Source organism: Vibrio mytili, assembly GCF_000830505.1.
Taxonomy (GTDB): domain Bacteria; phylum Pseudomonadota; class Gammaproteobacteria; order Enterobacterales; family Vibrionaceae; genus Vibrio; species Vibrio mytili.
Map to the genome: position 1 here is coordinate 63,480 of NZ_JXOK01000004.1, position 24,453 is coordinate 87,932.

Genomic DNA, 24,453 nt, shown 5'->3' on the forward strand with positions numbered 1-24,453 from the left:
CGAACAGCAAATCTCTGCCAGCTTACGCTAACATCGTTTGATATTAGTCGCTAAGGGAAGTCAACCACTGAGACCCATGCTGGATTAGCGCCACAAGGCGCGCGGTCTAGCTCATTGAGCTGGCCAGTCTGGGCATCAATTTGATACAAGGCTAAATGATCGGATAGTTCACCGCTAGCCAGTAAGTATTGCCCATCATGGGTCAGCGCAAAACTGCGTGGCTGAGTGACAACATGATCATACCCCGAGTAACGTGGGACGGGATCATTGGCCGTAATTTCCAAGCGGCTAATGATGCTGGTAGTACGCTCTGAGACATATAAATAACGGCCGTCAGCCGATAACTGAATATCCGCCGCCCAGGTGCGTGGCACATCAGGCACGACGCGTTTTTCTGGTGGCAATCCTTTTTCCAAGCCAAGCATTTCAAGGGGCGCAGCTTCCACTTCATCAATCAGCGTCATCGCTCCGGTTTCGCTATCAAAAGCGAACACATTCACCGATGCGATCATTTCACACAACACGTAGATAAACTGACCACAAGCGGAAAACACCAAATGACGCGGCCCTGACTCTCGCGCAAAAGAGTATTGATGAACCAAAGCTGCTTGATGATCACTATCATCGACATGCCGATAGACGTTGACGCGATCTTGCCCAAATTCGGTGGCCACCAACCACTGGTTGTCAGGGCTAATGTTAAAAGCGTGGCAGTGTCCTTCTAATGGGATGGTGATGTTTTTCGCTCCCAGACTGCCGTCGTCTTCAAGACGATTTAACGTGGCCATATTGTGATCAAATGAGGCGCTCAGTAACCAGTGACTATTGTGGTCAACATCCAAATTGACCATGCTTACTGCCTGCGGCGTCCGGTCCAATTCAGTCAGGTCCCCACTCTTTGGATCAATCGCTAGGCGCACAATGCAATAAGGTGCTTGGTGCAAAGCGGCATACAGATAGTGTCCATCTCGACTCACCACCATCGGCATCACCAAATTGCCAACGTCAGTATTTCCCAAATGAATGAGTTGCTTCCCTTGTTGTTGGTAGCGAGAGATGGTGCCAGACTCCGCGTTGGAGAGGTAGATAAAGCGTTTCATGTAAGCCTCTTGTTTTGGTTAGTCGTGCCTTGGTCAGTTATCTTTAAGCTTGAGAAGCGCAATTGGTACATTACAACACGCCATAGATGAGATAACCGTTGTATCCCAAATAACACGCTAACAGCACAATACCTTCGATGCGCGTAATCGTTTGGGACTTGCCAAAACGGGCGGCAGTCAACAACAGTAATCCCGTAACAAAAAGCATTGATGTCCAGTCACGCCAGAAGACTTCAGCACCAATATTCGCAATAGGTTCGATAGTACCAGCAATACCGATGACGGCTAAAGAGTTAAACATGTTCGAGCCAACTACGTTACCTACGGCAATATCATGTTCCCCTTTACGCGCTGCCACAATCGATGCTGCTAATTCTGGTAACGAAGTTCCTAAGGCCACAATGGTAAGCCCAATTAATAGATCACTAACACCTAATTCTTGCGCAATTTCTACCGCTCCCCACACTAAGATTCGGGAGCTGACAATCAATAAAATGAGACCAGTGATGAGCCAGAAAATCGATGACTTCATTGACATGCTTTGACTCGACAGTTCATCGCCCATTTCTTGTTCTAAATGGTCTCCCTTTGAGCGCAATGCGCTCCAGATTGACCAGCCAATCAAAAGCATAAAACCGCCAATCAAAGCCCACGCTTCTAGCGTACTAACATGGTGATTCCATAGCATCGCCCCGATCACAAGTGTTACGAGCAGTAGAATGGGAAGCTCTTTTCGTATGATACTTGAATGAACAGCAATTGGCGCAATGATAGCCGTCACACCGAGTATTAAGGTAATATTGACAATGTTCGAGCCAACCGCGTTTCCAAGCGCAAGAGCAGGGTTTCCGTCCATAGCGGCCATGGCCGAAACCACCATTTCAGGGGCTGATGTACCAAATCCGACGACCAGCATACCGATCAATAATGGAGGCATTCCCGCGTAGTTGGCACTAGCGGCAGCACCTTCAACAAACTTATCTGCGCTCCACACAAGTAATGCAAAACCAGCGATGATCGCGAGAGTGGCTAGTAACATGTTTTATCCTTATTAAACAACGTAAAAGTATAGAATAACGGCCAGAGCGAAACGGTTATCAATTCGCTCAAAAAAACAACCTATAGAAAGCCGCAGGAAACATTGTCCACAAAATCATCCAAGTTGGACGAAGGTGGAAGCTGGAGCATTGAAGATGGGGATTCGACGTCACCAATCAAGGTGGATCTTGAATACAAATGAAAACAACTGGAAATAGGGATAAACTCGATGATTTCGCGCACAACCCCTAAGAACAAAGCGTACCATGCATTCATAGCAGGTTTCCTTTTGTCATTTAGGGTAGGCAAAAAAGACAGAAGCATTACACCAATCCTACCCGCACTGATGTTTTACTTAAGTCTTGCCAGAACAAATCGAACGTGAATACCACAAGCATGAGGCTTGGAGACTGTTGATATTCACTCCTCTATTCATTCATAGAGGAAGGCTACTCCCTTAAACGAGCTGAATTGTAACGAATATATGCAATTAATATCAAACATTAAATGACGAGGTGAGTATAATTATCGCCTCTACTTTAGAAGCACTTGCTCAAAATAGTCGATGGCTTGTATCACGATAATGAGCGAGATACTTCCTTTCCCTGCTGAATTCGGGGTTTATCGTGTTGATGCAACTCTGCCGCGTTATAAAAACTTCACCCGCTCATCAATACACTCATCCGAACCCATTTCAAATTCGCGGCATATCCAAGGACGATTTTCATAAATGGAGCACATGAAAGTATCTCGATCTAACGCTGCGCACCAACCGTCACTTAATCGCATCATGGTTTCACCACCGTACTGGTCACGTGCGATAAATTCTTCTGGCACGCCAGTATCTGAAATGATCATCACTTCAAGGCGACAGCAGCATGCTTTACAGTTTGAGCAGGATACGTCTGAGGAAGATGGGGATTTAGTTGGTATAATCATGAATCGCTACAATTTGGTCAATTGGGTATGATAACGCAAATATTAGACTGACGACCGTACTTTCTGGTTTCATTAGCCTTGCTTGTCCATAAATATCCCTCAACCGATAACAAGTTACCTATCCCAAATAGCACTATTTGAAGTCAGCGTTATATTGTCCATTGTGCTCTTTAAATCGCTGTTTTATTTCTAGAATTTTAGGCAACTGCTGTATAAACAGTGGGACAAGATTTGGGTCGAAATGCTTTCCTGCTTGCTCTTCAATAAACGCCAACGCGTCCTCAATAGCCCACGCTTTTTTATACGGACGCACACTGGTGAGAGCATCAAACACATCGGCAATGGCAGAAATGCGCCCTTCAAGTGGGATTTCTTCGCCGGATAATCCATTCGGATAACCAGTACCATCCCATTTTTCATGATGTGTCATAGCGATAGTTCTTGCCAGTGCAATCAGAGGTGATTTAGAGTTTGAGAGGATTTCGCCGCCTATTTCTGCATGCTTTTTCATCTCGTCATACTCATTGTCGTCAAGCTTACCTGGCTTAAGTAGAATCGAGTCCGGAATGGCTATCTTTCCAAGATCATGCATGGTGGCCGCCATTTTAAGTTCTTCGGCTTGCTGTTTGTTCATCCCAGCCGCCAGCGCTAATGTTTGAGTATAGTGACTCATGCGCTGAACGTGCATACCCGTTTCATTGTCTTTATATTCCGCAGCTCTTCCCAAACGTTGAATGAGATCGACTTGCGTTTCGCGCAACGCGTCAATTTGAACAAGCGATAAATGCGTTTTTACTCGAGCTCGGACAATCGCCGGTACAATAGGTTTGGTAATGTAATCTACGCCCCCCAACTCAAATCCTTTTTCTTCATCAATAGAATCACGTAGAGCGGTCACGAAAATCACTGGAATAAAGGAAGTTTCTGAGCTCGCTTTCAAACGTTCGCACACTTCAAACCCTGTCATTTCAGGCATCATGATATCAAGCAGAACTAAATCAACACTCTCTTGCTCAATTCGGGCTAATGCTTCTTGACCAGAGCGCGCGAACGTCAAACGGTAGTCGTCCTGTAGCACCTGACGCAGTACCTTGAGGTTCGCTGGTTCATCGTCAACAATTAAAATTCGGGGTAATTGCTGAGTAAACAAGGTCATACGGTTTCCTTTTGTTGAAGTGTTTCGATCGCATTGTTTATGTATCTTTCCGCCGACTCAAAATCAAAGTCGTCAAGCGCATTGACGGTGTCGCTGATCAGCTTTTTCACAGAGCTAGGCACACCATTTGATAGCTGTTGAGCGAGCTCATCGCTTACCTCACCAGATCGCGTAACCATCAACCACTCTTGCAGTAAAGGAAGGACATTGGTGGACTCTACGGTGTGAACGATCATTTCTGGCGCGTGAGTCGAACAATTCGACTCTAGCTGCTCAATATCTTTAAACAGATCGCTCCAGTGCTTTTGTGCTCGGTTTAATGCAACTAAAGCTTGTTCCTGCAAATGTTCATCTGCCGCCTTTTCAAGTGATGCGAAAGCGTGATACATAGGAATCAAAGCTAAATTCCCACTTATTCCCTTGAGGGCATGAGCTCGTTCGATGATATTTTTCCAATGGTTATCGTTGATTAACTGATTGAAAATACGATCAACAAGATCTGAATTTTTCTCTATGAGCGTTTTTAGCTCGTTCACATAGAGTTGCTCATCACCCCATAACTTCATCGCTTTTGCCATATTTACGACATGGAATTGATCAGCCCCCATTGGCGATTCAAGCGTTAGTGAGATTTCATCTCGAAACGCTACATTGATATTGAGTACGCTCGCCATTTCTTGGGTTAATTGGGCTAAGTCCACGGGTTTATTGGCAAAACCATTCATGCCCGCCTGTTTAGCTTGGATACGGTCTTCTGCGAGCACGTTCGCAGTCAACGCGATAATAGGCACGGTTTTAACGCCTTGCTTTTGCTCCCAATCACGAATGTGTTTACAGGCTCCTAGTCCGTCCAAGAGTGGCATTTGAATATCCATCAATACGATGTCTGGCTTCACTTTTTTATATTGAGCAACAGCCTCAATACCATCTTGGGCGGTGAAAATAACATGTCCTTGCCGTTCGAGAAGAATGCGCAGCAAATTGATGTTTTGTTCAATGTCATCACAAACTAATATCCGCAACTGAGGCAGAGTTACAACCTGCGTTGACCGACTTTGACTGGTCAACTCACTCTTTGGTAATGGTAACTCAACGGTAAAACAACTGCCTTTACCAGATTGACTTGTTGCCGTGATACTCCCGCCCATTAGTTCGACTAATTGCTGAGATATCGTGGTACCAAGACCAGTACCGCCAAACCGACGGCTCATTGAGGCGTCTGCTTGAGTAAAAGGTTCAAAAATGGCCTTTAGGCGTTCTGGTTTTATTCCAATACCCGTATCAATGACGTCAAAACGAATCCAATCCGGTTTACTTTCTATTGGAGAAATTGACAGCGTAACTCCCCCTTTTTCAGTGAATTTTATTCCGTTTCCTACCAAATTCATCAATACCTGACGAATACGATCTTCAGCACCATCAACCACCTTGGGCAGTTCATCCGACATGGTTAACGTTAATTCGATTCCTTTATGCTTAGCACTCAACCATAGCGTCGAAATCACAGAGTCCACACAAGCAGATAATTCAAATGGGATGCTCTCAAGCTCAAGCTTGTTTTTTTCTAGCTTTGCACTGTCAAGAATATCATTGAGCAAATGCAATAGTGAACGTGAAGCACGAGATACGGCTTCTAAATGTTTACGATCACTACCTTTAATATCTGAATCCATCAAAATATCGGTAAAACCAATGATTGCATTCATAGGCGTGCGAATTTCGTGGCTCATATTAGCGAGGAATGTCGACTTAATCTCTGAGGCGTGTTCTGCTCTTTGTTTGGCTTCGAGCAGCTCTTGCTCCATGACTTTGCGGCTTGAAATATCGACCATAATACCGTCCGTCCATACCGCTTCATTTTTAGCGTTGCGAACGAGCATGCCATTTTCTAGAACCCAAACGGTATGACCGTCTTTATGAATTAAGCGATATTCAATCTCATAAGCACCGCGATCATCAATATTCGCCCGTATATTACTGCACAAATCACGGTCTTGGCCCTCATACACACACGAAGCAAAATCGGCTTTTCCTGAAAGAAAATCTTCTGCTAAATAACCTGTAAACTTGAAAATCCCCTCACTTAAAAATACGGGAGTCCAGTTATGGTCAAGCAATCGACGAAAAGACGCTCCAGGGGTGTTTTGCATCAGAGAACTTAAACGCTGTTCACTTTCTCTTAGCTTTTCTTCCATCACTTTACGTTCAGAAATATCTGCGATGAATCCGACGAACAGGGTTTGACCACCTTCCAGATCAACACGGCCAACGGCCACGCGAACTGGAATGAGTTCTCCCATTCGATGCCTAGCATACAGTTCTCTTGGCGGACTGGTTCTTTTTCCGTGATCTAAAAACTGTTGTAAAAAACGTTTATATTGCGGTTGATACTTTGACGGCATCAACATGGAGACATTCCTCCCGATGACCTCGTCCTCTTTCCAACCAAATATTTTTCGAGCCGCACTATTAATGCCTTGTACTACGCCCAGCGAGTCTGTCGTCACAACCCCATCCGCTGCCGTCTCCAGAATGGCTTGAAGTCGCGCTTCTCCTTCGGTTTTTTCCTTAAGTAATTGACGATAGCGCAATTGAGAGCTGACGTTGACCGCGAGCGTTGAAATTAATAAAGCAAAAATAGAGACAACGACCGCCAATTCTATGTGATCAGATTCACTTACTAAATGGTTGCCGTGTGTGTCATGCACAATGAAACGAGCGGCTTCCATTCCTGTGTAGTGCATACCTGAAATAGCACACCCCATGATAAGCGAGGTAATTAACTTCAGGTGGATAGAACTCAGTGTAGGAAAGAAGAGCAGAAGTTTCGATCGAGACATCAGCGCCACGGTGGCTAAACTCACTGAGACCAGAATAGACAACACAAACCAAAAAGGATCATAGCGTAGCTCTACATGCATCTGCATCGCTTCCATTCCGATGTAATGCATCATCCCGATCCCCAGCCCGACAATCACACCATTGCGCAGATTGTGAACAAAAGAGTCCCGAAGGTTGATGAGCGAGCTGAGTACGATATAGCTGGAAAAAACGGCAGGCAGCAATGATACAGCGGTGAGAAAATAGTCGTACTGCATTTGGTGTGGCATTTGAAATGCGAGCATGCCAACGAAATGCATACTCCAGATACCACCAGCCATAATAAATGCGCCGGAGAACAGCGCAATTTGGCGCTGGTTTTCTGCTTCAATGTGTCGAGCCGTTTCGGCTAGGCGCAATGCGAAAAATGATGACATTGAGGCTAGAAATACCGAAACCGCCACTAGCCATGGTTCATAAGTCCCAGTGATGAGTTTGTTTGGGTCGACATCAAGGACAAAAAACTGCTCAAGCATAGCTATAAACTCAACATTAGTGACGATTTAATCAATAGTAAAATATGTACGAAGGCGACACCCTACTATTGATTAAATTGAATGTTAAGTGAATTGTTACCGCTTTCAGTATTCACATCACAAATCAGTTCAAAATCTAACGAAAAGGGCGTTAACAGCATATCTAACGAGCATTCCGCATTAAATTTTGCGCGTATTTGGTCGGTGTTAATCAGGAACACCCGCCTTTTGGGCTAGTTAAACAATAGCGTTTATAGGTTTTTCAATGCCACCATTTTTTAAGCAACGCATAACCATGTCCACTAACTGAACCAAACGTGCTTCGGACGGTTTTGTGCTCGCAAACGATCTTAAGCCGTAAATACTCATCACCAAAAAATCACTTAACAGATCACAATCTGCTTCTTCGGAAATTTCACCATTTTTACGCGCCAACTCCAGTTTCATCTGAATATTATTTTTCCATTGCGCAAGCATATTGCAGATGATTTGCTCAACTTCTTCGTCTTGATGATTCAGTTCACTCAGCGATTTTTGTAATAAACAACCCTGGCCATAATCACATTCGTTAAATTCGATCATATCGCGAAGATAACGCTCGAAACCGGATAAGATACGTTGCGGATCATCAAAAAACTGCTCGAATGCTTGTGATTTTGTCTCTGCATAATGCGCTAGAGCTGCCAGCAACAAACCTCGCTTGTTTTCAAATGCACAATAGATAGAGCCAGGATGGAGTCCTGTCACCCGCTTTAAGTCCTGCATGCTGGTTTTATTGTAGCCTTTAGCAATGAACTCATTCATCGCTGAGCGTAAAACATGTTCTCTATCGAATTCGGCACTTCTCATCTAACGCAACTCTTATACTGGTAACTCCCCTTAAGTTTACGGGGCTGAGACAGGTTTAACAAGCTATTTGAATGAACGTTCAAAAACTTCTTGAATGATCATTCAAAAAAGAGTTAGCATGTTTGAACAGTCTCCCAATACGAAGAGCATAAACATGACTACGACATTATTTGAAGCCTATAAGCTTAACGAAACAATTACACTCAAGAATAAAATCGCAATGGCACCACTAACCCGCTGTATGGCGGATGACGATTTGGTCCCTACCGATACTATGGTTGATTACTACGCCAAACGTGCGGATGCTGGTTTGATCATTTCTGAGGCAACCATCATTCGAGCCGATGGTCAAGGCTACCCAAATACTCCGGGGCTCTTTACACAAGCTCAGATAAAAGGGTGGAAAAAAGTCACCGATGCCGTTCATGCCAATGGCGGTAAGATTTTTGCGCAACTCTGGCATACCGGTCGTGTGGCACACCCAAATTTCTTTGGTGGTGATTACGTACTGGCCCCATCAGCTGTCGCTTTTGATGGCACCGTTCCGCGTATGCGAGAGTTAGTTTATACCGTGCCTAAAGCCGCAACGCATGAAGAAATCACTCAATTGGTTGAAGATTACGCTCAAGCGGCACAAAACGCGATTGAAGCGGGCTTTGATGGCGTGGAAATCCACGGTGCAAATGGTTACTTGATCGATCAGTTTTTACATTTCGACACGAATCACCGTACAGACGAGTATGGCGAAACACCAGAAAACATGGCTCGTTTTCCTCTGGCGATTATTGACGCTGTTGTCGATCGTATCGGTGCTGATCGCACAGGGCTGCGTGTTTCTCCTGCTGGTTATGCGCACATGGAAGCCGACGAGCGCGATCGTCAGGTATTCGATTACTTCCTTCCTGAAGTTGAAAAGCGCAACCTTGCCTATCTACACGAAGGGATGTTCGATGACAGCATGGAGTTTGACTTCCTAGGTGGCCGGGTATCAGAGTATATGCGCAAAACGTATTCAAAAACGCTCATGGGTGTTGGTGGTTACACTGCACAAACTGGTGCCGAAGCCATTGAAGCGAATAAGTTTGATTTGATTGCGATTGGTCGTCCATTTATCGCCAACCCTGATTACGTAAGTCGAGTTCAGGAAAACAAAGAATTGGTTGAATACGACGCAGCAATGCTAGAGACACTGGTGTAAATTAACTCTAGTCAATGTTAAACATAAAGCCCCTGTTCGTTTTATTCGACCAGGGGCTTTCTTCAAAACAACTCAAACATCCATGCAGTAAGAAGCTGTCACGCTCAGTCCTGACAGGAAACTAGAACTCATACTTAGCGGTAAGAGAAAAGTTGCGTTTCGCTTGAGACAAGTCTTTGTCTTCGGACGCTAAATCACGCACGTCATTCCAGTTGTAGTACTCTTCGTCAGTTACGTTAAAAATACCCGCGCGCAACGTCAAATCACGAACTGGCTTATAATAAGCCGTAATGTCAACGACCGTCGAAGCAGACATTGGTAAGTAATCGCCATCTATATCACTGGCCTTCTTCTTGGCAGTGTAATTTAAGTTAACCGAAGTTCCCCATTGATTGTCAGAATCATAATTTACACCTAGCACGGCATTCCAAGGGTTTACACTGTTTAATGGCGTTCCGTCTGCATCTTCTCCTTCAGTGTATGCAGCAACAATACGTGAACTAAAGCCGTCGATCGGCATGAACTCATCCCAAGATAAACGGTTCGAAACTTCAACACCTTGAATGGTCGCTTTGTTTATATTGATTGACTGATAAACAGCGTCTCGAGTTGCAAAACTTCCTGACACAAGCTGGTTATCAATAAAGTCATCATAATCGCTATAGAACAGAGCAATTTCACTGCTCATGAGCTCGCTATTGTAACGCCACCCCGCTTCATAGGAGATACTCTCTTCCGCTTTTAGATCCGAGTTAGGCTTGTTTACATAGCCATACATAGGGTTACCGTATGAGTAATAAAGCTCTTGGAAGTCAGGCACGCGGAAGCCTTGACTAACCTGAGCAAATAGTCGGTGCTCCTCAGTTAGCTTGTACACCGTTCCTAAACGTGCCGTGACAGCAGAGTCAGAATAGTTTTTGTACTCACTGGTGTCATTTTGGCTTGGGTTAGCACTGGTATCTCCCGGTTTTGTCTCGAACGAATCGAAACGCAATCCTGGTGTCACGATAAAATCATTAAATACGATTTCGTCCTGAACAAATACGCCATAACGCGTTTCTTCTGCTTCAGGAATGTAAAAGATCACTTGATCATTACCGACGGAGTTAAACTCTTTGTTGATATTAGCAATATCTTTGTTCGAGTAAGACGCGCCGTAAATCAAGTTATGTTCGGCGTCCCCAGTCATAAAGAACTTATCAAACTGAGCATCGAACTGAATGCCTTCATCCGAATAGAGGTAATCTTTTTTCTGCACATTACCATTGGAAACTGAAGTACGATCCGTGACACCTGTTTCTTCTTTACTCATCCAATCTAACTGCCAAGTAATTCGGTCCGCTAATGTCGTTTCTGCATTCCAGATGTGCTTGAAGCCTAGTTGATATTGTTCAGTTTCGTCATAGCCCGATGCATTTTCGTATGGCGCCCTACCCGTACTGTAATCAAGCGCAGGCAGTTCATTCTTGTTACGAATATAGTTACCAGAAAACTCTAAACGGTGAGCAGGATTTAATTGGTACTGTAGCTTCACCAATAAGTTGTTGGCACTGCTGTCTTGCTCATCTGGCTTACCAAAGTTGTCGACTTCTTGTCCGTCACGACGGGTGTAGGCGACCAGAGATTCAAGATCGCCGACTTTGTTTGCTAATGCAATGGTTTCACTAAATGTGTCATCAGAAGAGGAATAATTGAATTTTGCATAACCACCAAAGTTTCGGTCTTTCAATAAATCTGCTGGGTCTTTAGTCTGGAAGGCTACAACGCCACCGATTGCGTCAGAACCTTGCAAGGAAGAAGCTGCACCTTTGACAATTTCTACCGATTTAAGCATATCGGTATCGACCTCGACACGTGAGGAGTTAACAAATTCCGCGCCAGACTCAAACTGGTTTGGCTGAGAAACGCCATCAACGATGACTTTAATTCGGTTACCTTCAATCCCTCGAATGTTAATACTCTGTACACCCTGGCGAGAGTTACTCTGTAAATTAACCCCTGGGGTGTACTTAAATAGTTCGTCAATATCCTCAACCATATTGTTTTCGATGGTTTCTTCATCGATGACGGTCACTGTTGCAGCGGTGTCGATGGTTTGAGTATCAAGGCGGGTTGCCGATACGACAACTTCATCAAATGAGTAGGTATTTTCTTCAGCCATGACTGGTGCTGAAAGTACTGCGCCGATAATAATGGCGAGTGGCGTTGGCTTAAACATGATTGTATCCGTATTAAAATGTTAATTCGACTCAATCGATTTCCACAAATTTGACACGCAAAAGCCCGAGCGACATTCGCATGCGAGTCGCTTTTTAGTATCAAATAAGGGGTATTCGTTGAGCTAAGGCTTTAGGCTACGTATTTGCGTTCTTCTATTCAGTTATTCATAAGTTGGTTCTTGCGTTACGTATCACTGTGAGACTAAGCACTCTTTTCCGTTCTGACGTGACCTTCTGTTAGGTGAATAAAATCGAGCATATCATCACCAGAAATCACAAACGCCTGACCAAATCCTTTGACATAGCGCCCCGAATCGGGAACCAGACAATAAAGGTTGAAGTCTCCAAGTTGGCTTAAGTTATCAACCATCTCGCCAAAACGCGCCTTAAGTGCGCTAATACCTTGTTGCCATTGTTGCGTGTGTCGTTCAACCAATTCTGCGCGTGTATCGAACGTCAGTCTTTTACGAGCGTAAATATTCTTGCACTCACTTTCGTCCTCAATCATTAAAATGGAAACATTACGATTGGTTTTGAGGTTTTTCCCATGAGCCGCAATATCACTGACTAAGATATAATAACCGTTACTATCAAACGCAAACGGTGCATATGTGGCATTGGGAATACCTGCAGCATTAATCGTGGCTAACTGTAATGTTTTACGGGAATCTCGAAACTCGCGAACTTCAGGCTCTAGCCGTCCCTGCAATCGCTCACGGCGAACGTCTTCTCGTTGAGCATTATCTTGCGGCTGACTTGTTTTATTCATGCGGCAAACTCCTTTTTCATTTTTACAAATGCTTCTACCTGATGAGGAAAAAGCTGACGTTTTTCATCTCGGCCCAAATACACCTTAAACACACAATGTCCTGCAGCATCGAAGAAACCAATATAATGGCTTTCTGCACCACGAAACGGCTTACTGACTAACGCGATGTTCTCAACCAAATCTAAGCGGAGATGACCATGTAATTCACCGTCTCTCCCCATCAAGTTATAGTATCCGTGAGCTTCTTTACCTTTAGGAAAGTTAGCTTTCACTTCAAAGATTGACCCGAATGAGTGAACAATTGTTGTCACTTTCCCCCACTCAGATAGTTGCTCTAGAACCCGTTTGGCATACGAGCCACCCACATGCGTGACCATTTCATCTGGCAACGCAAAGGTTATTGCTCCTTCGTTGAAGCCAAGAGTTTCAGACATACCGGAGACAGGTATCGCATCATCTTCAGCCAATGCGGCGGCAACTTTTTGTTTTACCTCTTCTTTAGAGAAAACATTATACATTTTCACTCCTTTATGATGAGCGGACATAAGACCGTTTGTTATCACATTGTATTCAATATTTTGTTCGTTATAATACCGACCATTAACAATAATGCAAATGATATTTGATATCATTATCATTTGTATTATTATGTTTGCGTAATTTAACATTTGAATGGACAAGTGAATAAGATGGCCCGACTTCGTTACCTCACCGCTGGCGCGATTGCATGCCTATTACATGGCCTTGCGTTGTCGTATGCGCCCCAAAAAAACACGGTAACGATGTCGACAGAGAAAGGTGCTCAGTCTCTGCAAGTTCAGCTCATGACGTTTTCCTCAAGTCAAACTGACAACATCCAAACCGAAACTCAGACGGTCAATCAACCTAAACCGACTTCTCCGACAGAACCTAAAAAACAGCAGGCAGAGCATAAAAGGTCCATCAAACCCAAACCGGCCCAAAACCAAAATTTAGATGATGCTGTCAAAAAAGAAATCCCTGCGATACCCCAAAAAGAGAAAAAAGAGAAAACAGTGCCTAATCCAAGCTCATCAAAACAAGACCCCGTAAAACAGAGAATCAGCGAAAAAATCGCGCACCATGAAAAACTTGCAGAGCGGAAACCCTCACAACCAAACGAGGCCATGACCCCAACACCAACCCTCGCAACTGAGAATGAAAGAACGAATGAAAACAACAAGAAACAACCTGCATCACAACGCAAAGATAGCCAACCAAAACTGGTGAAAAAGCCTCAGTTCAGAGCAAAACCAACGCCTGTAAGCTACCCAAGAGCGGCGAGAAAACGAGGCTTAGAGGGCAAGGTATTGATTGAAGTCTGGATCGATAAACGTGGTCAGCAAATTAAACAGCTATTGCTCGAATCCAGCGGACATCGAATGCTCGACGAACGCGCTCTTAAGACCGTAAGAGCGTGGCGTTTTTCATACCAATCAGAACAAGGTCAAGCCATTGCTCATCGCGTGCAAATTCCTATTAATTTCCAACTAAAGTAATCGCCAATATGCAAACACTAACTCATATTCACAGCCAACTCGGCATCATGACATGGCCGCTTATCACCATGTCCTTCTTGACCGTTGCGATCCTGATAGAGCGAACGTTTTATATGTTGCTCAACAGCCGCACTCACACCACCGCCATACTCAAAAGTATCCATAAACTCGACTTTTCTCGTCCACACGAGGTGGATGCGTTTATTCAAAATGAATTGCAGGGCCGCCGTTTGATGTTCCAATCGATGCGCATGTTGTTAGGTCATCGCCACTTTAGCAAGCCCTTAAGAGAAGAAGCGGTTGGTATTTGGTTGTTTAAAAAGCGTCAGCAGTTCCGTTCTGGTATCCGCTTACTTTCAATGATAGGCGTGATCAGCCTCTTATTGGTTTGCTGGGTACGGTGTTGGGACTCATGGAAATGTTTAATGGTATGACAGATAGCACTGCAACGATTTCACCCGCAACGTTGGCTGATGGGCTGGGGCTTGCGATGACCACCACCGCCGCTGGATTGTTTATCGCCTTACCTGCAATCACGGGCGCCCAGTTACTTGGTATGTGGGTGGAGAAAACGTTAGCAAAAATTGAGTACACCCTAAATCACAGTAATCTGCATATTGAAGGTATTGTGGTCGATCCATTCTCGGATAAACAAAATACGCCGACTGTGACGACAGAGGAGGTTGTATAATGATCCAGTCACACTCACGCTTGCTCGAAGAGGACTTTAAACCTGATCTTACACCGATGATCGACATCATCTTTATTGTGATGGTTTTTCTACTGCTTACTGCAAATGTCAGCGTACAAACACTCAATGTGGATATTCCTAAAACTCAAGAAGCAAGCCAGCTTACCTCTCCAGACAAACCCGTTATCTCCATCGGGATATTAAACAGCGAAGAACAAAAATGGGCATTAGACGGTGAAAAATTCTCTGACTGGAGCGATTTTACTGCCGCATTACTCAAGCTGAGAAAAGACTTTCCGGACAAACCCTTCGTTGTTGCAGCGGATAAGAAAGCGGAAATCGAATCCATGCTCAAGTTATTCGCATTCATGCAAAAACACCAAATTTCCGCCACCAACATCGTTATGGAAGAACAACAATGAAAAAGCTAATTTTGGCATTCGGTCTGCTGTTATCAGCCACCACTACTCACGCTCAACAAGATACAGATTCTAACCATCGCATTATCAGTGCTGGCTCAAGCATTACAGAGTTAATCATTGCTCTTGGTGCTAAAGAGCAACTTATCGCGGTTGATGTCACCAGCAAAAAATACAACGCTGATGGCGCATTACCTCAGGTCGGTTATCACCGCCAATTGTCAGCAGAAGGTTTAATGGCCTTATCTCCGACTCATCTGATTGGATCGCATGAAATGGGACCAGAAAGTACGCTCACGCTACTCAAAAACGGCGGTATTCAGGTTGAGACCGTGCCATCGGGTGACTCAGAAAGCGATCTTTTTCGTCGTATTGATCAAATCGCACAGATAACAGGGACACAAGCCAAAGCTGAAGCATTGAAGGACTCAATTGATGCAAAACTAAACAGCATAAAGTCACGCAAGCTGAAGCATTCACCTAAAGTCCTATTCGCCATGCTGACTAAAGGTCGTCCGGCAACCATCGCCGGTGATAAAACAACCATCGATGTGATCATTTCACTCGCGGGCGGTCAAAACCCGGCTAAAACAGAAATGAGTTCATACAAACCTTTATCACCAGAAGCCATCGTTCAAATGCAACCCGACATTCTTCTGGTTAGTTCACGAGCATGGGAAGCGTTAGGTGGACATGACGGCATTTTGCAAGCGTTCCCCCTACTCGCGGCTACCCCCGTTGCAGGAAAGAATCGAATCATTCCAATTAGTGGCAGTGCAATCATCGGCGGGTTTGGTCTAGAAAGCATAGAGCTTACGGATCGGCTATACCGAACGTTTGCAACATTAGACTAAACAACTTTGCGTAACTATTAATAAGTAAATAATGATGACAGATTTAAGAATGGTGTCAGCCAAGTCATTGTGCATTATAGCGGCTATTGCACTTTATTTTGCTACAGTGGCATCGATCAGTTTAGGAGCAATGAACATCAGTCTATCCGACAGTTTGAAATCATTACTCCCAGTAGGAAACGCGAACATTCCCGACCATGTAACGATGATCGTACAACAAGTGCGTTTGCCTCGAACGCTGTTAGCTATTGCCGTCGGCGGAATTTTAGCTATCAGTGGTGCAGTAATGCAAGGGCTGTTTAGGAACCCGTTAGCCGATCCCGGCATCATCGGTGTTTCGTCTGGAGCGGCGCTAGGCGCAGCACTTGCCATCGTGGTATTTGGCGAACTCTCCAGTCAATACCCAAATATATTACTGTTTGGCACTGTGCCGATGTTTGCTTGTATTGGCGGTGCTTTGACTACCTTTGCTGTCTATCGTCTAGGAACAAGCAATACCGGAACGTCCGTTACTATGATGCTGCTCTCTGGGGTGGCAATATCAGCATTGGCTGGGGCAGCGTTGGGGTTGTTAAACTATTACGCAGACGACCAAGCACTGAGAGACCTTTCACTGTGGACCATGGGCTCGTTAGCTGGGGCCAACCCAAAAGGACTATGGCTTGCCTTTACAACCTTGATTGTGCTGCTTGTGGCTTACTATAAGGACGCTGACAAACTCAATGCCATGTTGCTGGGGGAAGCAGAAGCACGTCATATGGGCATCAACGTACAAGCGTTAAAACGTCGTCTGATTATTCTGGCTGCATTTGGGGTTGGTGTGACGGTCGCATTAAGCGGCATGATCGGCTTTGTTGGCCTTATTGTGCCTCATTTAGCAAGGATGATTATCGGCCCGAATTACCGCTCTTTATTGCCAGCGACTTTGTTTATGGGAGCGTTATTGCTTTTGATTTCCGACATGTTAGCGAGAATCGTCGTCGCGCCATTAGACATGCCTGTTGGGATCGTGACCGCGTTACTTGGTGCACCCTTTTTTGTCTGGCTATTGATTAAACAAAAGGGACGAATCTAATGTTATTGGACTTACCTTTTAAATTTTCCCCCTCACAAAGCGTATCCGGGCCAATCAACTATTCTGGCCAAAAGACTGTAGAGGTACGCAATCTGTCAGTAACCTTGGGGAGCCAGTCTATTCTGAATGATATCCATCTGACATTAAACCGTGGCGAGTTCACCGTTCTTCTTGGCCCAAATGGTACAGGTAAAAGCACATTGCTGAAGGCGATAACAGGCGAGATCAACGCAACAGGTCACTGTCGTATATTTGGACAAGAGAAAGCACATTGGCCTGCGCCTTTATTGGCCAAGCACTTAGGCGTACTGCCGCAAAGTAGCTCTCTGTCATTTAACTTTATGGCGAAAGAAGTGATTGAACTAGGGGGAATAGGATTAACCATGTCCAAGCGTGAACTGGAGGGTGTGGTCAGCAAATATATGAACGCGACGGATGTAAAACATCTGACTTCACGTGCCTACCCCACTTTGTCCGGCGGAGAAAAACAACGTGTTCACTTGGCACGTGTGCTAACCCAACTAGAGCAAAGCGGTGACAATAAGGTTTTATTGTTGGATGAACCGACATCGGCATTAGATATTCATCACCAGCACACGACTCTAGATCTGGCACACAAACTTGCCAATAATGGTGCAACGGTGGTGGCCGTGTTGCACGATCTCAATCTCGCGGCGCAGTATGCGGATAGAATCATTATTCTCAACCACGGTACGATCGTCACTGACGGTTCTCCTCGCGATGCGCTCCAACCAAACATCATAAATGAAGTTTACCACCATAAGGTGGATGTCATTACACACCCAACCTACGGCCACCCTGTCGTTATCACGAGTTAGGCGTTCAGTGATTGAATTCGAATGGTACAAAGGACGCAAGTCATTTTGCGTCCTTTATTCGTTGATTCAAAAAGGTTATGCCTGCTCCGTTGCCCTGCGGCGGTTTCGATTTTTGTGCACCACGCAAAAGTTACCGCGCTTGGTGCGACATTTTGAGCAGCGCTCACAATCAACAGGAGCTCGATTCCCCTCTTTCCAACGCTTAACCAATTGTGGCTCGGCTAGCAGTGGACGAGATAACGCAAAAAATTGAATGTTGGTATTCTCGGCAATGTTCTCTATCGCATCGATAGCACTTAAACCACCGACAGTGATCACGGGTATGTTCACATCTAGCTAATCACATGCCCAAATTCGTGGAAATAGCCTTCTTCTTGTAATGTGTGCCCATCAAAGGTTTCACCGACAAGTTCGTTGGCTTTGCCATGAATGTTACCAGAGACAATGATGGCATCGACACCGATTTCTTCGAGCTTCTTACACACATGACGCGTTTCATCAAAGGTTAAACCACCATCAAAAAATTCCGTTGCGGTGAGTTTGACAAGAATTGGAAAATCATGGCCGACTAACTTTCTGGTCTCCGCATAAATTTCGATAAGAAAACGCATGCGGTTTTCTAAACTCCCACCGTATTCATCTTCACGGCGGTTGTAATACGGGCTTAAAAACTGGTTGATTAAGTAAGTGTGTGCAGCGTGAATTTCTACCCCATCAAAGCCAGAGTCTTGAGCACGCTTGCTTGCTAACGCAAAAGCTTTGACGATATGGTGGATATCCTCTTTCGTCATCGCTGTACCTTGCGTATTCGTGCCACGCTCAGGCACATCACTCGGAGCAAAAATTACCCGCTCACCGACGTTATAAGTGGTTTTGGTACCACCATACGCAATTTGCATGACGATCTTCGAGTCGTACTGATGTACAAGATCCGTAAGCGTTTTGTATTCTTCAACAAAAGAGTCGTTGTAGATTCCCATCATCCTGCGTTGGGTTTCTCTTCTTCGACAATATTGGCGTAACCCGTAACGATGAGGCCTACATCACCTTTCGCCAGCTCTTCATAAATATTGTAAAGCTTCTCAGTCATATGACCATCTTCGGTCGCCATATTTTCCCACGTTGCGCTGCGTACAAAGCGGTTCTTTAGGGTCATGTTGCCAATGCGGGCTTCGGAAAACAAAATGCTCAAAAGCTGTCCTCTTAAATTTGTTTTTATCTTTCTCTGCTTACAAGCCAGTGAGAACGAAAAAGGAACAGCATTGCACAATGCAAGGCTGTTCCTTCTCTGAATCCTTGAGACTTACAGTCAACACACGCACCTTAATGCCTAGTCGAGGACAAAACTTTAATCTGGATTAAGGTTTAGTGAGTTGTGTCTACTTATTAAGAAAAATAACGTATTAGTTTGGCGATCAAAACATGCACCAAGCTAAATGGGCTTAAACGTATTACAAAGACAGAGCAAGTGGAATTAACTCAACGCCGAGCACACCGCTTATTCCCATGACAACAAGTAATGAGACTTTAAACACCGACTTCGACCAAGTGACGTAGTTGCTGTCATCAATGCTGCGGAACGTTACTTTGGTCCACATAAAGCATACAACCGCTGCGACCGCTAAGTACTCATACCCTGCGTCACCGAGTAAAAACAGACCGAAAGAAACGGCACTAAAGGCAGCGACATAAGCTTTCATATGACGATGCGCTTTATGAATGCCCTCTTTAACAGGCAAAACCGGAATACCCGCTTCACGGTAATCCTGCATTCGGAACATCGCGATCGCATACGAATGCGGCATTTGCCACAAACAGAACATAGTAAACAATAGGATGGCTTCTAAACTAATGAAGTTTGTGACCGCCAAGTAGCCAACCAATGGCGGCACTGCACCCGAAATACTGCCCACTAAGGTTCCATATACAGAATTGCGCTTGTACCACATGGTGTAGAAAAACACGTAATACACATAACCAAGCAAGACGACAACAGCAGAAAGCGGATTTGCAAGTTGGTACAGTAAAGCCGTTCCAACCAGTAACAATACCAACGCATAAACAAACGCAACGTCGATATTGATATTGCCTTTCACTGTCTCGCGATTTTGCGTACGTGCCATCTTTTGGTCGATGTCGCGATCAAAAATATTATTCACTACACAACCTGAAGCAATCACCAGCCCCACACCAGCCAACGTTGTAAAAAACAACGTCAGACTAGCAGGTTCCGTTTTTGCGGCGAGGAAGAACCCCGCCGCAACAGAAATCAGGTTGCCGAAAATAATGCCTGGTTTGGTAATAGACAAATAACTTTTCAGCATACTGAGGCCTACAACTTCATATTGACGTTCATGTTGTAGATGATCCACACCGAACCGGCGATGAGGATAAACACAACAATGGCGGTGAACATCAAAGACACCAAGTTCCAACGTCCGTCTGACGTTTTTGCTTCCATGTGCAAGAAGTATTTGAAATGAACAAATATCTGCACAATCGCACAAGTAAACAGAATCGCGTAAGTCGTTGTATCAGGCAGTGACTTTGTCCATACGAAGTAGAACGGGATCACCGTTAGGATCAGCGCTGCGACAAACCCTTTAACGTAATCAGACGCACTGGTTTCAACATGTTGACCCATTACATCACCCCCAATAGATAAACAATGGTAAAGACGCAAATCCAGACGATATCTAAGAAGTGCCAGAACAAGCTCAAGCAGTTAAAGCGCATGGCCATGTTGTCGTTCAGCCCTTTGGTCGAAAGCTGATGATACGCAATCGCCAACCAAATTAGACCAAAGGTCACGTGCAGACCGTGCGTTCCAACTAACGTAAAGAAAGCGGATAGAAAAGCGCTGGTTTGAGGGCCGTAACCTTCTTCGATCAAATGATGAAATTCGTAGACTTCCATGCAGATGAACCCTAGACCGAGCAAGAATGTCACTTGCATCCAGCGTTTTAATCCAGAAACGTCTTTACGCTTCATCGCGATCATGCCAAAGCCAAATGTGATACTACTTACCAGCAGCAACATGGTTTCAACGAATACAAACGGCAGTTCAAAAATCTCTTTCCCGGTAGGTCCGGAGATTGAATTACTCTCTAGCACCGCGTAAGTTGCAAACAAAGTTGCAAACAGTACGCAGTCGCTCATCAAGTAAACCCAGAAGCCAAACAGCTTGTTGCCATTGGTGTCGTGATGATGGTCATGATCGTGGTGTGCTGCGATACTAGTTTGCATATGTCACCTCCAGATCATCTTTGCTTTCATTATCTTTCACTGAGTCTTTCTTCGCTTGTTCAAGCTCTGCACGGCGTGCCGCTTCAATCGCTTTGATTTCTTCAACTTCAACGTAGTAATCCACGTCTTCGTTGTAGCTATGTTTGATACAAGTAACAACAATGGCTACGAAACTGAATGCCGCTAACCACCAGATGTACCAAATCATGCCAAAGCCAAATACCAATGACCAAGCCGATACATACATACCCGTTGGGGTATTTTTTGGCATGTGGATACGTTCATATTCCACTTCCTTCGTTGGATCAAACTCACCGCTTTGCTTCTGATACCAGAATGCATCTAAGACATCACCTTTTGGCAGGTGAGCAAAGTTGTAGAATGGCGGAGGTGAAGACGTTGCCCATTCCAGAGTACGTCCGCCCCAAGGGTCACCAGTAAGATCGCGGTTTTGCTCGCGGTCACGGATACTCACGTAAATCTGGATGAATTGAGACAGAACGCCCAATGCAATCACGACCGTACCTGCTGCTGCAACAGCCAGCAGAGGGAAGAACTCAGGGTTGATATCTTGGCTAAGTCGACGGGTCATCCCCATAAAACCTAACGCGTATAGCGGTAAGAACGCCATCAAGAAACCAATGATCCATAGATAGAATGCGCGCTTGCCCCAAGTCTCATTCATCGTGAAACCCGTTGCTTTCGGGAACCAGTAAGTGATAGCAGCGAAACATCCAAATACGACACCACCGATAATCACGTTATGGAAGTGCGCGATCAGGAATACTGAGTTATGCAAAACAAAATCTGCACCTGGTACCGCCATCAATACCCCCGTCATACCACCTACGGTAAAGGTGATCAGGAAGCCGACGGTCCACAACATAGGCGTGGTAAATTGGATGCGACCTTTGTACATGGTGAATAGCCAGTTAAAGATCTTAACCCCTGTTGGGATAGAAATGATCATCGTGGCAATACCAAAGAACGCGTTTACATTCGCGCCCGAACCCATGGTAAAGAAGTGATGCAACCAAACCACAAACGCCAGGATAGTGATGACAATGGTAGCCCAAACCAATGATGTGTAGCCAAATAGCTTCTTGCGAGAGAAAGTCGCCGTGACTTCTGAGAACACACCGAAGATCGGTAGAATCAGAATGTACACTTCTGGGTGACCCCACGCCCAAATCAGGTTGACGTACATCATTACGTTGCCGCCAAGATCATTGGTAAAGAAGTGCATGCCCAAATATCTATCCAGCGTCAACAAAGCAATCGTGACGGTCAGAATTGGGAAGGAAATAATGATCAGGATATTTGCACACAGTGATGCCCAGGTGAAAACGGGCATTTTCATCATTGGCATGGATGGCGTACGCATACGCAGAATAGTCGCGAAAAAGTTCACGCCCGTTAACGTAGTACCCACACCGGAGATCTGCAACGCCCAAATCCAATAGTCGACCCCGACTCCCGGACTGGCCTTAATCCCTGAAAGCGGCGGGTAAGCCAACCAACCTGTTTGACCAAACTCACCTAAACCGAGAGACATGTTCGTCAAAATCACACCAACAACAAACAGCCAAAAGCTCAAGTTGTTCAGGTATGGAAACGCAACATCTCGCGCACCAATTTGCAGCGGAACAATGATGTTCATCAGGCCAATCACTAATGGCATGGCTACGAAGAAAATCATGATCACGCCGTGGGCGGTAAAGATTTGGTCATAGTGATGTGGCGGCAGATAACCCGCCTCACCTGCTGAAGAAAGGAGTTGCTGACTACGCATCATTACGGCGTCAGCAAAACCACGAACAAGCATCACCATCGCAACTGCGATATACATGAAGCCCAATTTTTTATGGTCTACAGAGGTAAACCATTCGTTCCATAAATACTGCCATTTACCCGCTTTTGTCACTGCGTAAACGACGGCTAAACCCACTAGTGCTACGATCGCTAGAGTGATAACGATAATGGGCTCGTGGAATGGAATTGAATCAAGAGTTAATCTTCCAAACATAGCGATTATCCTAGGTTTTCAGGCAAACAGTTCATTGAACCAGGATGCTGAGTCACAACGTCAGTAAACAAAAACGGTGGAACACTTGAGAACAGTGTCACCGGTTCCGCGATACTCGGCTCAGCCAGCTTGCTGTACTGATCCCAGTCTTCTATGCGGTTCGGGCTTGCTTTCACTTCCTGCACCCAATCTTGGAATGCTGAACGATCTGGCAATGCCGATGCTGTAAACTTCATTTGAGAGAATCCCTTACCGCTAAAGCTCGATGCGAATCCCTTAAAATCACCTTCGTGGTTCGCAATCAAATTAAGCTTGGTCACCATTCCTGGCATCGCATAGATCTGGCTACCTAAGCGTGGAATAAAGAATGCGTTCATGATGTTGTCTGACGTGAGCTTAAACTTGACAGGCACATCTTTAGGGAATGCCACATAGTTTACCGTCGCGATGTTTTGCTCTGGGTAGATGAACAACCATTTCCAATCAAGTGATACCACTTCGATCGTGATTGGTTTTTCTGAACTAACCAAAGGCTTAGACGGCTCTAAAGCGTGGGTTGAACGCCAGGTGATGGCGGCAAGAATCGCAATAATGATGATCGGAATCGTCCATACCACTATCTCGATTTTGGTCGAGTGTGACCACTCAGGTGCATATTCTTCTTCGGTGTTAGAAGCGCGGTATCGATAAGCGAAATAAATCGTCATTAAAATCACGGGGATGACGACGATTAACATCAGTAAAAGAGCAGTGATAATGAGCTCTTTTTCTTGGACACCGATAGCACCTTTGGGGTCAAGCAAAGCTGAATTACATCCTGAGAGCAGAAGCATGGCAAATGCCAAACTCCCCCTCGATATGATGCGTTTATATCTTGAGGCTTCCATTAACTTTCTCGATGGTTGTCTGGTTTCTTGGCAAATACCCGAAACCCGTAGTTATAGTCATTAGAATGTTTATGTGTTGAGCATGTGCGACATTGAACATCAAAATGCACCGTCCCAAGTCAAAACCATCGGTTATTTGCTCTGCTTGGTTAAACCCACATTTTTAGTGTGAGTTTATTGTTACACTTTGAAACACAATGTTACAACTGGCGCATTATGAAGAGTAGAGAATGAAAGCTCATCAGCGATTATCAGAATATTAGATTTCATTTTTG

Annotated in this window: 20 protein-coding genes and 2 pseudogenes; 7 read left to right on the forward strand and 15 right to left on the reverse strand. The window is 44.9% G+C overall.

Annotated features, from left to right (window positions below):
• Window positions 1-50 precede the first annotated feature (50 nt).
• The 6 genes from SU60_RS00845 to SU60_RS00870 form a co-directional block, all read right to left on the reverse strand.
• Window positions 51-1,100 carry a lactonase family protein gene (locus tag SU60_RS00845; protein WP_041153895.1) on the reverse strand — a complete coding sequence of 350 codons (1,050 nt, stop codon included), beginning with the start codon at window positions 1,098-1,100 and terminating at the stop codon, window positions 51-53.
• Window positions 1,101-1,170: 70 nt separating this feature from the next.
• On the reverse strand, window positions 1,171-2,139 hold the full coding sequence (locus SU60_RS00850) for a calcium/sodium antiporter (protein ID WP_041153896.1): 969 nt from the start codon (window positions 2,137-2,139) through the stop codon (window positions 1,171-1,173).
• Window positions 2,140-2,786: 647 nt separating this feature from the next.
• Window positions 2,787-3,077: a YkgJ family cysteine cluster protein gene (locus tag SU60_RS00855; RefSeq protein ID WP_084735491.1), complete on the reverse strand. Its 291-nt coding sequence runs from the start codon at window positions 3,075-3,077 to the stop codon at window positions 2,787-2,789.
• Between the two features lie 133 nt (window positions 3,078-3,210).
• On the reverse strand, window positions 3,211-4,233 hold the full coding sequence (locus SU60_RS00860; protein WP_041153898.1) for a response regulator: 1,023 nt from the start codon (window positions 4,231-4,233) through the stop codon (window positions 3,211-3,213).
• Window positions 4,230-7,589 (reverse strand): MHYT domain-containing protein, encoded by a 3,360-nt coding sequence (locus SU60_RS00865; RefSeq protein WP_041153899.1) that lies wholly within the window; start codon window positions 7,587-7,589, stop codon window positions 4,230-4,232. The genes SU60_RS00860 and SU60_RS00865 overlap by 4 nt, the downstream gene beginning before the upstream one ends.
• 237 nt (window positions 7,590-7,826) lie before the next feature.
• Window positions 7,827-8,438: a TetR/AcrR family transcriptional regulator gene (locus tag SU60_RS00870; RefSeq protein ID WP_041153900.1), complete on the reverse strand. Its 612-nt coding sequence runs from the start codon at window positions 8,436-8,438 to the stop codon at window positions 7,827-7,829.
• 154 nt (window positions 8,439-8,592) lie between these two features.
• Between SU60_RS00870 and SU60_RS00875 the strand changes: the two genes are divergently transcribed.
• A complete protein-coding gene (locus SU60_RS00875) occupies window positions 8,593-9,636 on the forward strand; it encodes an alkene reductase (protein WP_041154097.1) in 1,044 nt (347 codons plus the stop codon).
• 121 nt (window positions 9,637-9,757) lie between these two features.
• Here the strand turns inward: SU60_RS00875 and SU60_RS00880 are convergent, their stop codons facing one another.
• The 3 genes from SU60_RS00880 to hutX all read right to left on the reverse strand — a co-directional run bounded on the left by SU60_RS00880 (window position 9,758) and on the right by hutX (window position 13,142).
• Entirely contained in the window at window positions 9,758-11,797 is a 2,040-nt protein-coding gene (locus tag SU60_RS00880; protein ID WP_415679406.1) for a TonB-dependent hemoglobin/transferrin/lactoferrin family receptor, read from the reverse strand.
• Window positions 11,798-12,057: 260 nt separating this feature from the next.
• Complete coding sequence (gene hutZ / locus SU60_RS00885) at window positions 12,058-12,624, reverse strand: heme utilization protein HutZ (protein WP_052481445.1); 567 nt, start codon at window positions 12,622-12,624, stop codon at window positions 12,058-12,060.
• Window positions 12,621-13,142, reverse strand: a complete 522-nt coding sequence (gene hutX / locus SU60_RS00890; protein ID WP_041153902.1) for a heme utilization cystosolic carrier protein HutX — start codon at window positions 13,140-13,142, stop codon at window positions 12,621-12,623. Before hutX ends, hutZ begins: the two co-directional genes overlap by 4 nt.
• A gap of 171 nt (window positions 13,143-13,313) precedes the next feature.
• On the opposite strand from hutX, the gene SU60_RS00895 reads away from it, so the two are divergent.
• The 6 genes and pseudogenes from SU60_RS00895 to SU60_RS00920 all read left to right on the forward strand — a co-directional run bounded on the left by SU60_RS00895 (window position 13,314) and on the right by SU60_RS00920 (window position 18,019).
• Window positions 13,314-14,141, forward strand: a complete 828-nt coding sequence (locus tag SU60_RS00895; protein WP_052481446.1) for an energy transducer TonB — start codon at window positions 13,314-13,316, stop codon at window positions 14,139-14,141.
• A gap of 8 nt (window positions 14,142-14,149) precedes the next feature.
• Window positions 14,150-14,832, forward strand: a pseudogene (locus tag SU60_RS00900) (MotA/TolQ/ExbB proton channel family protein).
• On the forward strand, window positions 14,832-15,254 hold the full coding sequence (locus SU60_RS00905; RefSeq protein ID WP_041153903.1) for an ExbD/TolR family protein: 423 nt from the start codon (window positions 14,832-14,834) through the stop codon (window positions 15,252-15,254). The pseudogene SU60_RS00900 and the gene SU60_RS00905 overlap by 1 nt, the downstream one beginning before the upstream one ends.
• Entirely contained in the window at window positions 15,251-16,105 is an 855-nt protein-coding gene (locus SU60_RS00910) for a heme/hemin ABC transporter substrate-binding protein (protein WP_041153904.1), read from the forward strand. Before SU60_RS00905 ends, SU60_RS00910 begins: the two co-directional genes overlap by 4 nt.
• A gap of 34 nt (window positions 16,106-16,139) precedes the next feature.
• The gene (locus SU60_RS00915; protein WP_041153905.1) at window positions 16,140-17,180 is read left to right on the forward strand and encodes a FecCD family ABC transporter permease; all 1,041 of its coding nucleotides are present in this window, start codon (window positions 16,140-16,142) and stop codon (window positions 17,178-17,180) included.
• Window positions 17,180-18,019, forward strand: a complete 840-nt coding sequence (locus SU60_RS00920) for a heme ABC transporter ATP-binding protein (RefSeq protein ID WP_052481447.1) — start codon at window positions 17,180-17,182, stop codon at window positions 18,017-18,019. The genes SU60_RS00915 and SU60_RS00920 overlap by 1 nt, the downstream gene beginning before the upstream one ends.
• 75 nt (window positions 18,020-18,094) lie before the next feature.
• Here the strand turns inward: SU60_RS00920 and SU60_RS00925 are convergent.
• The 6 genes and pseudogenes from SU60_RS00925 to cyoA all read right to left on the reverse strand — a co-directional run bounded on the left by SU60_RS00925 (window position 18,095) and on the right by cyoA (window position 24,178).
• Window positions 18,095-19,211 (reverse strand): annotated as a pseudogene (locus SU60_RS00925) (NADH:flavin oxidoreductase).
• A gap of 259 nt (window positions 19,212-19,470) precedes the next feature.
• Window positions 19,471-20,391 (reverse strand): heme o synthase, encoded by a 921-nt coding sequence (cyoE, locus tag SU60_RS00930; protein ID WP_209419655.1) that lies wholly within the window; start codon window positions 20,389-20,391, stop codon window positions 19,471-19,473.
• Entirely contained in the window at window positions 20,352-20,663 is a 312-nt protein-coding gene (gene cyoD, locus SU60_RS00935; RefSeq protein ID WP_041153907.1) for a cytochrome o ubiquinol oxidase subunit IV, read from the reverse strand. The genes cyoE and cyoD overlap by 40 nt, the downstream gene beginning before the upstream one ends.
• Complete coding sequence (gene cyoC / locus SU60_RS00940; RefSeq protein WP_041153908.1) at window positions 20,663-21,265, reverse strand: cytochrome o ubiquinol oxidase subunit III; 603 nt, start codon at window positions 21,263-21,265, stop codon at window positions 20,663-20,665. Before cyoC ends, cyoD begins: the two co-directional genes overlap by 1 nt.
• Window positions 21,255-23,291 (reverse strand): cytochrome o ubiquinol oxidase subunit I, encoded by a 2,037-nt coding sequence (cyoB, locus tag SU60_RS00945; protein ID WP_041153909.1) that lies wholly within the window; start codon window positions 23,289-23,291, stop codon window positions 21,255-21,257. Before cyoB ends, cyoC begins: the two co-directional genes overlap by 11 nt.
• Before the next feature lie 5 nt (window positions 23,292-23,296).
• Complete coding sequence (cyoA, locus tag SU60_RS00950; RefSeq protein WP_084735494.1) at window positions 23,297-24,178, reverse strand: ubiquinol oxidase subunit II; 882 nt, start codon at window positions 24,176-24,178, stop codon at window positions 23,297-23,299.
• Window positions 24,179-24,453: the final 275 nt, after the last annotated feature.